The following is a 13,055-nucleotide window of genomic DNA, read 5'->3' as shown; positions in this document are numbered from 1 at the left end:
TTATGGAAATCGTGATCCTTGCTGTAGTCATCGCCCTGGTCGCTGTCGGCGCGATCAGCGGGCTCGTGGTCAGCAGCCGCAAGAAGAAGCAGCTGCCCACGGCACCGCCGAGTGCGCCGACCATCACAGCGCCTCCCGCCGAACCCCAGGTCGGCGAGGACGCTGCCCCACCGCGCGACGAGTCGCGCCGCACCATCGAGGAGGTGGACCTCCCGCCCGCCGACGAGGCCGCGGGCGCCCCCGCCGCGGTCGAGGACCCGGTCGTCGCGGAGCCCGTCGCCCCGCGGATCGAGATCCCGGAACCCACCGAGGGCCGTCTCGTACGGCTGCGCGCCCGGCTCGCCCGCTCGCAGAACTCGCTCGGTAAGGGCCTGCTCACCCTGCTCTCCCGCGACAACCTCGACGAGGAGACCTGGGAGGAGATCGAGGACACCCTGCTCACGGCGGACGTCGGCGTCGCGCCGACCCAGGAGCTGGTCGAGCGGCTGCGTGAGCGGGTCAGGGTGCTCGGCACCCGTACACCGCAGGACCTGCGCACCCTGCTCCGCGAGGAGCTGCTGAACCTGCTCGGTACGGACTTCGACCGCGAGGTCAAGACCGAGGGCGGCCTGGAGACCCCGGGCGTCGTCATGGTCGTCGGGGTCAACGGCACCGGCAAGACCACCACCACGGGCAAGCTCGCCCGGGTCCTGGTGGCCGACGGCCGCAGCGTGGTGCTCGGCGCGGCCGACACCTTCCGGGCCGCCGCCGCCGACCAGCTCCAGACCTGGGGCGAACGGGTCGGGGCGCGCACCGTACGCGGCCCCGAGGGCGGCGACCCGGCGTCGATCGCCTTCGACGCGGTGAAGGAGGGCATCAAGGAGGGCGCCGATGTCGTCCTCATCGACACCGCCGGGCGGCTGCACACCAAGACCGGCCTGATGGACGAGCTCGGCAAGGTGAAGCGGGTCGTGGAGAAGCACGGCCCGCTGGACGAGGTGCTGCTCGTGCTGGACGCCACGACCGGGCAGAACGGCCTGGTGCAGGCGCGGGTGTTCGCCGAGGTGGTGGCCATCACCGGCATCGTGCTGACCAAGCTGGACGGTACGGCCAAGGGCGGCATCGTGATCGCCGTCCAGCGGGAACTGGGCGTACCGGTCAAGCTGGTCGGCCTCGGCGAGGGCCCGGACGACCTGGCCCCGTTCGAGCCAGAGGCGTTCGTGGACGCGCTGGTCGGGGAGTGAACCCGGCCGCCTGAAGACCTGGCCGGCCGAATCAGGAAGAACCGCGAAGGGCCCCACCGCACGGTGCAGATGCGGCGGGGCCCTTCGCGCTGTCCCGCGCCGGCGCCGGCCGGCGCGGGAGGCGTGTCAGGCGGGTACGTGGCGGTGGCAGATGTACGCGAGGGTGCCGAGCAGCAGCCGGGCCTGGGGCGGGCCGCTCGCCGTCTCCAGCGACGGGGGGCGAAGCCAGCGGGCCGGACCCAGGCCCGCGTGGTTCGACGGCGGGGCGGTGATGTGCTCGCCCGGGCCCAGGCCGTGCAGATCGAGGTCCGCGTCGTCCCAGCCCATCCGGTAGAGCAGCTCGGGGAGTTCGCGGGCGGCGCCGGGGGCGACGAAGAACTGAGCCCGGCCGTCCGGGGTCGCGCTCACGGGGCCCAGCGGGAGTCCCATGCGCTCCATCCGGATCAGGGCCGTGCGCCCCGCGGGCTCGGCGACGTCGATGATGTCGAAGCAGCGGCCGACCGGCAGCAGCACCGCGGCGCCCGGTGTCAGGGACCAGGCTTTCGCCGCTTCACCGAGGGTGGCCCCCGCCGGCACCTCGGGCGCGAACCCGAGGGGATGGGCCCCGGGGGACGTGCATCCGGCTTCTCCGCAGGAGCAGTTGCCCGCCGCGGCGCGCGCGCCGGGAACCACGTCCCAGCCCCAGAGCCCGGTGAACTCGGCGACCGCTGTGCTCTGCTGTGTGCGGCCGCGACGCCGGGTGCCGGAGCGGATGTCCCGGATGCCGCCGATAGTGAAGCCCATGCCCCCTCCAACGGGTCGTGCGCGCCGGTGGTTACGACCTGGAGCCTCTCCGTCACCCTGTGTTGCAAACACCCTGATCGGGGAGGTGCGGGGTGACATCGGGGGTGGTGCGGAACGATTCACGCGCCCCGGCGTGCATCGCTCCACCCGATCCTGATCGTCGAGTGTCAAGTGAATCGCGCCTGGCGGCAGGCGGGTTCATTCGAAGGGGTGGCGAATGGTGGCGTTTCCGGGATCGCCCTCGCGAGGTGCGTGATCGTAGGATTACTTTCAGTGCACGAACCCTCGGGTCGGATGCACTCACGGGTATGCCGGGGGCAAGCCGGTTTTCTGTTCGAAGGGGCGCAAGCGCCGGACAGTGAACCTCAACTCGCGGCATTCTGATATGGGTTGGCGTAATGAGGCTTCAGCGGGATGGGGGCGTTCCAGTGGGCGGCAGTGGCGACGGCGAGACGGGTGCCGGCAAACGCCCGAACGAGCGGCTCGGTTCGTGGTTCGTGCGCAGCGGCTGGTCGAAGGGCGAGCTGGCACGCCAGGTGAACCGCAGGGCACGGCAGATGGGCGCACACCACATCAGCACCGACACCTCACGCGTGCGGCGCTGGCTCGACGGCGAGCAGCCGCGTGAGCCCATTCCGCGCATCCTCTCGGAGCTCTTCTCGGAACGCTTCGGCAGCGTCGTCGCCATCGAGGATCTGGGGCTGCGCGCGGCGCACCAGTCACCCTCGGTGTCCGGTGTCGACATGCCCTGGGCGGGCCCGCAGACGGTCTCGCTGCTCAGCGAGTTCTCCCGCAGCGACCTGATGCTCGCCCGGCGCGGCTTCCTCGGCGCGTCGCTGGCACTGGCCGCCGGCCCGACGCTCATCGAGCCGATGCAGCGCTGGCTGGTGCCCACGCCCGCGGGTGAGCCCACCGCGGAACTCCCCGCCGATCACGCACGGCGCCCCTCCAGGCTCTCGCGGCCCGAGCTCGAACTGCTGGAGTCCACCACGGCGATGTTCCGCCAGTGGGACGCCCAGTGCGGTGGCGGGCTGCGTCGCAAGGCGGTCGTGGGGCAACTGCACGAGGTGACCGACCTGCTGCAGGAGCCCCAGCCGGGGGCCACTTCGAAGCGGCTGTTCCGGTGCGCGGCCGAACTGGCCGAGCTGGCCGGGTGGATGAGTTACGACGTCGGTCTCCAGCCCACCGCCCAGAAGTACTTCGTGCTCGCCCTGCACGCGGCCAAGGAGGCCGGGGACAAGCCGCTCGGCTCGTACATCCTGTCCTCGATGAGCCGCCAGATGATCCACCTCGGCCGCCCCGACGACGCCCTGGAACTCGTCCACCTCGCCCAGTACGGCAGCCGTGAGTGCGCCACCCCCCGTACCCAGGCGATGCTGTATGCGATGGAGGCCCGCGCCTACGCCAACATGGGCCAGCCGAGCAAGTGCAAACGGGCCGTGCGGATGGCCGAGGACACCTTCTCCGACGCGGGCTTCGACGGCGAGCCGGAGCCCGACTGGATCCGCTTCTTCTCGGAGGCCGAGCTGAACGGCGAGAACGGCCACTCGTTCCGCGATCTCGCCTATGTGGCCGGCCGCAGCCCGACCTACGCCTCGCTCGCCGAGCCGGTCATCGACAACGCGGTCGCGCTCTTCGAGAAGGACGACGAGCACCAGCGTTCGTACGCGCTGAACCTCGTCGGGATGGCCACCGTCCATCTGCTGAAGCGGGAACCCGAGCAGTCCACCTCCTTCGCCACCCAGGCCCTGCACATCGCCAAACGCGTCCGCTCCGAGCGCGTCAACACCAGGCTCCGCAAGACCGTCGACACGGCGGTCAGGGACTTCGGCGACGTCCCCGCGGTCATCGACCTCACCGAACGGCTCGCCGAGCAGCTGCCCGAGACGGCCGAAGCGGTCTGAGACCACACCACCCACCCACTGAGCGGTACCCAGAGGCCCCGGCCACGACAGTCACCCCGTAATGCCCGACTCGGCTCCCCCGCGCCAGGCCAACAGGGTGACCGTCGTGGCCGGTTTCCGTCCCGCGCGGGGGCGGGCCCGGCCCACACGCACCCGTCCCGCACTTCATCCGGGCGTAACACGCACCACCTCTTCGTCACCGCGGTGAAACATCACGCGGCATCGGCGGAAACGGCGCGGCGTCAGTCTCTGACGCATGACAGGCCGCTGTTCCGCCGCTCCCCACAGCCCCCGCCCGCAGGTGGCCGCACCGACGACGAGGAGACGCCGATGCCCACAGGCATCATGACCCTGGCTGCAGAAGCCCCGAAGCTGTCGTCCGCCAACACCGGGTTCATGCTCATCTGCTCGGCCCTGGTGATGGTCATGACCCCCGGTCTCGCCTTCTTCTACGGAGGCATGGTCCGGGTCAAGTCCACCCTGAACATGCTGATGATGAGCTTCATCAGCCTCGGGATCGTCACGATCCTCTGGGTGCTCTACGGATTCAGCGTCGCTTTCGGATCGGGCAACGGATTCTTCGGCTGGTCCAAGGACTACCTCGGACTCAGCGGCATCGGACTGACCCAGCTGTGGCCTGGCTACACCATCCCGGTCTACGTCTTCGCCGTCTTCCAGCTGATGTTCGCGATCATCACTCCGGCGCTGATCAGCGGTGCGCTTGCCGACCGCGTGAAGTTCACCGCCTGGGCGCTGTTCATCGTGGGCTGGGTCACGGTCGTGTACTTCCCGGTCGCGCACTGGGTCTGGGCGTCCGACGGCTGGCTCTTCAAGAAGGGCGTCATCGACTTCGCCGGCGGCACGGCGGTCCACATCAACGCGGGCGCGGCGGCGCTCGGCGTGATCCTGGTGACGGGCAAGCGCGTCGGCTTCAAGAAGGACCCGATGCGCCCGCACAGCCTCCCGCTGGTCATGCTCGGCGCGGCCCTGCTGTGGTTCGGCTGGTTCGGTTTCAACGCCGGATCGTGGCTGGGCAACGACGACGGCGTGGGCGCGGTGATGTTCATCAACACCCAGGTGGCCACCGCGGCCGCGATGCTGGCCTGGCTCGCGTACGAGAAGTTCCGCCACGGCTCCTTCACCACGCTCGGCGCGGCGTCCGGCGCCGTGGCCGGACTGGTCGCGATCACCCCGTCCGGCGGCGCGGTCAGCCCGCTCGGCGCCATCGCGGTCGGCGCCATCGCCGGTGTGCTGTGCGCCATGGCCGTCGGCCTCAAGTACCGCTTCGGCTTCGACGACTCGCTCGACGTCGTCGGCGTGCACATGGTCGGCGGCGTCGTCGGCTCCCTGCTGATCGGGTTCTTCGCCACCGGCGGGGTGCAGTCCGACGTGGCGGGCGTCTTCTACGGCGGCGGTTTCCACCAGCTCGGCATCCAGGCCATCGGGGTCTTCTCGGTACTCGGCTACTCACTCGTCGCGTCGGCCGGCCTGGCGTTCCTGATCGACCGGACCATGGGGATGCGGGTCACCGAGGACGTCGAGGTCGCGGGTATCGACCAGGACGAGCACGCCGAGACGGCATACGACTACAGCGGGGCGGGCGGCGGCTCCCGGACGGCCGCGAGCGCCCATCGCGACTTGGCGGGCACCGGCCCCATGGCGGGTCCGGCGAACAGGAAGGTGGACGTATGAAGCTCATCACCGCGGTCGTGAAACCGCACCGGCTGGACGAGATCAAGGAGGCCCTCCAGGCCTTCGGCGTCCAGGGCCTCACGGTCACCGAGGCCAGCGGCTACGGCCGCCAGCGCGGCCACACCGAGGTCTACCGGGGTGCCGAGTACACCGTGGACCTGGTGCCGAAGATCCGGATCGAGGTCCTGGCCGAGGACGCGGACGCCGAACAGCTCATCGACGTGGTGGTGAAAGCCGCCAGGACCGGCAAGATCGGTGACGGCAAGGTCTGGAGCGTTCCGGTCGAGACAGCGATCCGGGTCAGGACCGGCGAACGCGGTCCTGACGCGCTCTGAACGACGCTGAAACGACTCGAACGACTCGAACGACTCGAACGACGAGAGACGGGAACTGCCGGGTGACGGGTGCCGACGAGATGACCGGTCAGACGGACGGCCCCGGACCCAGCGATTACGCGGCGGCCCGGCTCCGCCTCCTTCAGGAGAAGGCGGAGCCCGGGCCGCCGCGCCGTTCGGCCCTGGCCCGGCTGACCGACACGTGGATGAACGTGCTCTTCACCCCGGCCGCCGAGGCCGCGGGCGTGCACGGCGCGGCCCTGGTGGCCGTCGGCGGATACGGGCGCGGTGAACTGTCACCGCGCAGCGACCTGGACCTGCTCCTGCTGCACGACGGGAAAGCGGACCAGGCCGCCGTCGCCTCGCTCGCCGACCGGGTCTGGTACCCGGTGTGGGACCTGGGGCTCGACCTCGACCACTCCGTACGGACCCCGGGTGAGGCGCGCAGAACGGCGGGCGAGGACCTCAGGGTCCAGCTCGGGCTGCTCGACGCCCGGCACGTCGCCGGTGACCCGGGACTGACCGCCGGGCTGCGGACGGCCGTACTCGCCGACTGGCGCAACCAGGCGCCGAAGCGGCTGCCCGAGCTGTACGAGCTGTGCCAGGAACGTGCCGAGCGCCAGGGCGAGCTGCAGTTCCTCCTCGAACCGGACATCAAGGAGGCCAGGGGCGGGCTGCGGGACGCCACCGCGCTGCGGGCCGTCGCCGCGTCCTGGCTGGCCGACGCGCCCCGCCAAGGGCTCGACGGCGCCCGCAGACGGCTCCTCGACGTGCGGGACGCGCTGCATCTGGTGACCGGACGCGCCACGGAACGGCTCGCGCTCCAGGAACAGGACCAGGTCGCCGCCGAGCTCGGACTGCTGGACGCCGACGTGCTGCTGCGCGAGGCGTACGAAGCCGCGCGCACCATCTCGTACGCCGGTGACGTCACCTGGCGTGAGGTCAACCGGGTGCTGCGCTCGCGCACCGCGCGCCCCCGGCTGCGCGCCCTGATCGGCGGCGGCAGGACAGCGGCGGCCGAACGGACCCCGCTCGCCGAAGGCGTGGTGGAACAGGAGGGCGAGGTGGTGCTGGCCCGCACCGCCCGCCCCGAACGCGACCCCGTACTGCCGTTGCGGGTGGCCGCCGCGGCGGCGCAGGCCGGGCTGCCGGTCTCCCTGCACGCGGTGCGCCGGCTGGCGGGCGGCGCACGGCCGCTCCCGGTGCCCTGGCCCGCCGAGGCACGCGAACAGCTGGTCACCCTGCTCGGCGCGGGGGAGTCCACGGTGCCGGTCTGGGAGGCGCTGGAGGCGGAGGGGCTGATCAGCGGGCTGCTGCCGGACTGGGAGCGGGTGCGGTGCAGGCCGCAGCGGAACGCGGTGCACACCTGGACCGTCGACCGGCATCTCGTCGAGACAGCCGTACGGGCGTCCTCGCTGACCCGCCGGGTCGGCCGCCCCGACCTGCTGCTCGTCGCGGCCCTGCTGCACGACATCGGCAAGGGCTGGCCCGGCGACCACTCGGTGGCGGGCGAGGTCATCGCCCGGGACGTGGCCACCCGGATCGGCTTCGACCGCGCGGACGCCGAGGTGCTCGCCGTGCTCGTACGCCACCACCTGCTGCTCGTCGAGACGGCGACCCGGCGCGACCTGGACGACCCGGCGACCGTGACCTCCGTCGCCGCGGCGGTGGGATCCGCCACCACGCTGGAACTGCTGCACGCGCTGACCGAGGCCGACGCGCTGGCGACCGGGCCCGCGGCCTGGTCCTCCTGGCGGGCGTCGCTCGTGGACGATCTGGCGGCACGGGTAGCCGCGGTACTGGCGGGCGAGGTCCCCGAAGAACCCGAGGCGGGCGCACCGGGTGCCGAGCACGAGCGGCTGGCCGTCGAGGCGCTGCGCACCGGCGGCCCGGTCCTGGCCCTGCACGCCAGGACCGGGGAACCGCAGGAGGACGGCGCCCCGGAACCGGTGGGCGTGGAACTGCTCATCGCGCTCCCCGACCGGCCCGGCGTCCTGCCCGCCGTCACCGGGGTCCTGGCGCTGCACCGGCTGACCGTACGCGCGGCCGACCTGCGCGCTGTCGAACTGCCCACCGGACTGGGGAGCCAGGCCGACGTGCTGCTGCTGACCTGGCGGGTGGCCGCCGAGTACGGATCGCTCCCGCAGGCCGCGAGGCTGCGCGCCGATCTCGTACGGGCGCTGGACGGCTCGCTGGACGTCCGCGCCAGACTGGCCGAACGGGAGGCGGCCTACCCGCGCCGCCGCGGTGTCCAGGCGCCGCCGCCCCGGGTGAAGGTGGTCCCCGCCGGCTCCCGGCTGGCCACGGTGATCGAGGTCCGTGCCCAGGACGCCCCGGGGCTGCTGTACCGGATCGGCCTGGCCCTGGAGGCGGCCGGGGCGGCGGTGCGCAGCGCGCATGTCTCCACGCTGGGGGCCAACGCGGTGGACGCGTTCTATGTGACGGGACTGGGCGGGGACCCGCTTCCGGCGGAGGCGGCGGCCGGGCTGGCCAGGGAGCTGGAGGCCGGGCTCCGGGAGTGAGCGCGGGCGGGCCCCGGTGCGGGATCACGCGCCGGCACCCGGTCCGGCGCCCTGCTCCGGACCCCTGTCGGGGGCAGGGGCAGACCCGACCCACCCGGTCCGGATACCCTGGGGTCCAACCGTCCCCCCGCTCCCGACCCGAGGATCCGCGACCGCCGTGTTCGATACCCTCTCCGACCGCCTTGCCGCGACTTTCAAGAACCTCCGGGGCAAAGGGCGCCTCAGCGAGGCGGACATCGATGCCACCGCGCGCGAAATCCGTATCGCCCTGCTTGAGGCGGACGTCGCGCTGCCCGTCGTCCGCGCCTTCATCAAGCAGGTCAAGGAGCGTGCGGCCGGCGCCGAGGTCTCCCAGGCGCTGAACCCGGCCCAGCAGGTCATCAAGATCGTCAACGAGGAGCTCATCGGCATCCTCGGTGGCGAGACCCGCCGCCTCCGCTTCGCCAAGCAGCCGCCGACCGTGATCATGCTCGCGGGCCTCCAGGGCGCGGGCAAGACGACCCTCGCCGGAAAGCTCGGCCTCTGGCTCAAGGGCCAGGGCCACACCCCGCTGCTCGTGGCGTGCGACCTCCAGCGTCCCAACGCCGTGAACCAGCTGAGCGTGGTCGCCGAGCGCGCGGGCGTCGCCGTGTACGCCCCCGAGCCGGGCAACGGCGTCGGTGACCCGGTCAAGGTCGCCCAGGACTCGATCGAGTTCGCCAAGACCAAGCAGTACGACGTCGTCGTGGTCGACACCGCGGGCCGGCTGGGCATCGACCAGGAGCTGATGCAGCAGGCCGCGGACATCCGCGACGCCGTCAGCCCCGACGAGGTCCTCTTCGTCGTCGACGCGATGATCGGCCAGGACGCGGTCAACACCGCCGAGGCGTTCCGCGACGGCGTCGGCTTCGACGGAGTGGTGCTCTCCAAGCTCGACGGCGACGCCCGCGGTGGCGCGGCCCTGTCGATCGCGCACGTCACCGGTCGGCAGATCATGTTCGCCTCGAACGGCGAGAAGCTGGACGAGTTCGACACGTTCCACCCGGACCGCATGGCGTCGCGGATCCTCGGTATGGGCGACATGCTCAGCCTGATCGAGAAGGCCGAGCAGACCTTCAGCCAGGCCGAGGCCGAGCAGATGGCCTCCAAGCTGGCCGGCAGCAAGGGCGGCAAGGACTTCACGCTCGACGACTTCCTGGCCCAGATGGAGCAGGTCAGGAAGATGGGCAGCATCTCCAAGCTGCTCGGCATGCTGCCCGGCATGGGGCAGATGAAGGAACAGATCAACAACATCGACGAGCGGGACGTGGACCGCACCGCCGCGATCATCAAGTCGATGACCCCGGCCGAGCGCCAGGACCCGACGATCATCAACGGCTCACGCAGGGCCCGGGTGGCCAAGGGGTCGGGCGTCGACGTCAGCGCCGTGAAGAGCCTGGTGGAGCGGTTCTTCGAGGCGCGCAAGATGATGTCGCGGATGGCTCAGGGCGGTGGCATGCCGGGTATGCCGGGTATGCCGGGCATGGGTGGCGGTCCCGGCCGGCAGAAGAAGCAGCAGAAGCAGGCCAAGGGCAAGCGCAAGAGCGGTAACCCGATGAAGCGCAAGGCGGAGGAAGAGGCCGCAGCCGCCCGCCGTGAGCAGGGCGGCGCGCCGGGCCTGCCGGCCGGTGAGGACGCGAAGAACTTCGAGCTCCCGGACGAGTTCAAGAAGTTCATGGGCTGACCGCGCCGCGCAGCACTACGCAAGCAGAAGCGGCCCGTACCCTCTCGGACATCCGGTGGGTACGGGCCGCTTCGCGGTAGTCAGGGGGCGGGCGGTCAGGCGGTCCGGGCGACCACGTAACGGAAGATGTTCTCCATCCACACCGTGCCGTCGCGCCGCACATGGGGATGGAGCGCCTCGGCGACCTCCTTCTTCACCTGTTCCCGGTCCGTCGCCCGTATCGCCCCGTCGAACAGCCCGGTCGAGAGCAGCCCCCGCACCGCGCTCCGCAGGTCCGCGTAACCGAACGGGCAGGCCACCCGCCCCGATCCGTCCAGCTTCAGCCCGGCCCGCGCCGCGACCTCCTCCAGGTCGTCCCTGCGCGGCTGGCGCACGGCATCGGCCAGTCGGGTGGCGACCCGCAGTACGGCCGATGCCGAGCAGCGCTCGGGCGGCCCCCAGCCGGTCAGGACCACCGCACTGCCGCGCTCCAGCAGCGGCACCGCGTCCTCGACGGCCGGCATTGGCCCGTACGGGTCACCCGTGACGCCGCCCATCGGCTCGAAAGCGGTCAGCAGGTTGTACGGCTCGGCCGTCCCGGCGGAGGCGTCGGCGGGGCCCCCGTGCACCAGCCGGGTCCTGGCGCGCTGTGCGCCCGGCGTACCGTCCGGGCCGTCCGGGAGCATCCGCTCCCGGGCCAGCGCGATGCGCTCGGCGTGCGTGTCCACGCCGGTGACACTCGCGCCACGGGCGGCGGCCATGAGCAGGGCGAGCCCCGAGCCACAGCCGATGCCGAGCAGCCGGGTGCCGCTGCCGGCGTCCAGCCGCTTGTAGACCGCTTCGTAGAGCGGTACCAGCATCCGTTCCTGGATCTCGGCCCAGTCGCGGGCACGTGCGACCGCTTCCTCAGTGGGAGTCGCAGCCACGGACCGGTGGTTCCGGACGAGCGTTGATGACATCGAAGCGCCCCAATTCGCCGAGAGATCAGTTGTGCCCTGTGTGCAAAACCCCCGTGAAGGTGTGCGCGGACTGTCCCTTTGCCAGAGAACTCCGCATCCGCGCGCAAGTCCAGGGGTGGTGAGGCAATGCTTGCGTTCCCGGAATATGCATCCCGACTGTGCGCCTCCGGGAGCGAAAATCAATCACGTTCCCGGAGGAGCCCGCCGTACGATTCGCGCCATGAAAAAGGCTCCCGTTCTCACGCCCCGGGCGGACGACTTTCCCCGCTGGTACCAGGACCTGATCAACAAGGCCGAACTGGCGGACAACGGCCCGGTGCGGGGCACCATGGTCATCCGCCCGTACGGCTACGGGCTGTGGGAGCGGATGCAGCAGGAGCTGGACTCCCGCATCAAGGCCGCGGGCGCTCAGAACGCCTACTTCCCGCTCTTCATCCCCCAGTCTTACCTGACTCGGGAAGCTCAGCATGTCGAGGGATTCGCCCCGGAGCTCGCCGTGGTCACCCACGGTGGCGGCAGAGAGCTCGAAGAGCCGGTGGTGGTCAGGCCCACGTCCGAGACGATCGTCAATGAGTACTTCTCGAAATGGGTGCAGAGTTACCGCGATCTTCCGCTGCTCATCAATCAGTGGGCGAATGTGGTCCGGTGGGAGATGCGCCCCAGAGTGTTCCTGCGGACCACGGAATTCCTCTGGCAGGAGGGCCACACCGCCCATGCGAGCAGGGCGGAGGCCCATGACTACGCTGCGTACATTCACCGGAACGTCTACGCGGATTTCATGGTCAACGTGCTCGGTATCGATGTCGTGCCCGGCCGCAAGACCGCCGCTGAACGGTTCGCGGGCGCGATCAACACCCTGACGCTCGAAGCCATGATGGGGGACGGCAAGGCCCTCCAGATGGGTACCAGTCATGAACTCGGCACGAACTTCGCCAAGGCGTTCCACACCGAGTACCTGTCGAAGGACGGCACCCAGGAACTGGTCTGGCAGACGTCCTGGGGCGCCACGACCCGGCTGGTCGGCGGGGTGATCATGTCGCACGGCGACGACAGCGGCCTGCGGGTGCCGCCCCGGCTCGCGGCCGTGCAGGCAGTGGTCGTCGCCATCAAGGGGGGCGAGGCGGTGGTGAAAGCCCGCGAGATCGGCGCGCGGCTGGAGGCGGCGGGAATCCGGGTCCACGTCGACGACCGCACGGACATCCCCTTCGGCCGCCGGGCCGTCGACTGGGAGCTCAAGGGCGTTCCGGTACGGATCGAGATCGGACCGCGGGACCTGGCGGAGGGGACGGCGGTGCTGGTCCGCCGGGTGGTGGACGCACGCGGTTCCGGTGGCACGGGCAGCTCCGGGGGCCCCGGCGGCAAGGATTCCGTACGGGTGGATGAACTGACCCGGCTGCTGCCCGCGGTGCTCGAAGAGGCGCAGAACCAGTTGCTGCGGGAGTCGCGGGAGCGCCGTGAGGCCCGTACCAGCGAGGTGCGGACGGTCGGCGAGGCGGCCGAGGCGGCGGCCGCGGGCGGCTGGGCCCGGATCCCGTGGGCCCTGCTCGGCCCCGGGGGCGAGGCCGAGCTGGCCGGGCACTCGGCCTCCGTACGGTGTCTGATCGCCGAGGACGGGTCGGTGCCGGAGTCGGACGACGCTCCCGGTAACGTCGCTCTGGTCGCCCGTGCGTACTAGTCGTGCGTACTCAGCCGTGAGCACTGGTCGCGGGTAAGGGCGGCGGTCCGGCCGGCCCCGCTGCGGGGCGTGGCCGACAGTGGCTGGTGATCGGCCGGTGAATCGGCCGAAACGCCCCTTGCGCGCCGACCGGTGGAGTGCGAACCGGCGCGGGGCCCATGGCTACGCGCCGGGGCGTACGAGACCCTAAGTACCACCTTGGTGTGAGCTGTGAGGCTTCTCCGCAGATCAGCGCACCCGCCCTCGTCCGGACGCATCAAGGGCAACTGACGGGTAGGTGC

At 71.2% G+C, this 13,055-nt stretch carries 9 protein-coding genes; 7 read left to right on the top strand and 2 right to left on the bottom strand.

Annotation, left to right across the window (positions count from 1 at the left end):
• Positions 1–2 precede the first annotated feature (2 nt).
• Entirely contained in the window at positions 3–1,223 is a 1,221-nt protein-coding gene (gene ftsY / locus OG452_RS08490; protein WP_327295008.1) for a signal recognition particle-docking protein FtsY, read from the top strand.
• A gap of 126 nt (positions 1,224–1,349) precedes the next feature.
• Here the strand turns inward: ftsY and OG452_RS08485 are convergent, their stop codons facing one another.
• Entirely contained in the window at positions 1,350–2,006 is a 657-nt protein-coding gene (locus OG452_RS08485) for a bifunctional DNA primase/polymerase (protein ID WP_327295007.1), read from the bottom strand.
• A 428-nt stretch (positions 2,007–2,434) separates the two neighbouring features.
• Between OG452_RS08485 and nsdA the strand changes: the two genes are divergently transcribed.
• From nsdA to ffh, 5 genes are all read left to right on the top strand, one after another.
• The gene (gene nsdA, locus OG452_RS08480) at positions 2,435–3,910 is read left to right on the top strand and encodes a transcriptional repressor NsdA (RefSeq protein ID WP_327295006.1); all 1,476 of its coding nucleotides are present in this window, start codon (positions 2,435–2,437) and stop codon (positions 3,908–3,910) included.
• A 330-nt stretch (positions 3,911–4,240) separates the two neighbouring features.
• Positions 4,241–5,602 carry an ammonium transporter gene (locus tag OG452_RS08475; RefSeq protein WP_327295005.1) on the top strand — a complete coding sequence of 454 codons (1,362 nt, stop codon included), beginning with the start codon at positions 4,241–4,243 and terminating at the stop codon, positions 5,600–5,602.
• A complete protein-coding gene (locus tag OG452_RS08470; protein ID WP_327295004.1) occupies positions 5,599–5,937 on the top strand; it encodes a P-II family nitrogen regulator in 339 nt (112 codons plus the stop codon). The genes OG452_RS08475 and OG452_RS08470 overlap by 4 nt, the downstream gene beginning before the upstream one ends.
• An 80-nt stretch (positions 5,938–6,017) precedes the next feature.
• A complete protein-coding gene (locus OG452_RS08465; RefSeq protein ID WP_327295003.1) occupies positions 6,018–8,459 on the top strand; it encodes a [protein-PII] uridylyltransferase in 2,442 nt (813 codons plus the stop codon).
• A gap of 157 nt (positions 8,460–8,616) precedes the next feature.
• Positions 8,617–10,161, top strand: coding sequence for a signal recognition particle protein (gene ffh / locus OG452_RS08460; protein ID WP_327295002.1), 1,545 nt, complete (start codon positions 8,617–8,619; stop codon positions 10,159–10,161).
• A 95-nt stretch (positions 10,162–10,256) separates the two neighbouring features.
• Here the strand turns inward: ffh and OG452_RS08455 are convergent, their stop codons facing one another.
• A complete protein-coding gene (locus OG452_RS08455) occupies positions 10,257–11,099 on the bottom strand; it encodes a methyltransferase domain-containing protein (RefSeq protein WP_327295001.1) in 843 nt (280 codons plus the stop codon).
• Between the two features lie 220 nt (positions 11,100–11,319).
• Here OG452_RS08455 and proS point away from each other — a divergent pair, with 220 nt between their 5' ends.
• Entirely contained in the window at positions 11,320–12,774 is a 1,455-nt protein-coding gene (proS, locus tag OG452_RS08450; protein ID WP_327295000.1) for a proline--tRNA ligase, read from the top strand.
• The last annotated feature ends 281 nt before the right edge of the window (positions 12,775–13,055 follow it).

It is taken from the genome of Streptomyces sp. NBC_01197 (assembly GCF_036010505.1).
Classification (GTDB): Bacteria; Actinomycetota; Actinomycetes; order Streptomycetales; family Streptomycetaceae; genus Streptomyces.
Note: the sequence above shows the minus strand (reverse complement) of the source record. Positions and strands in the feature narration are given on the sequence as shown.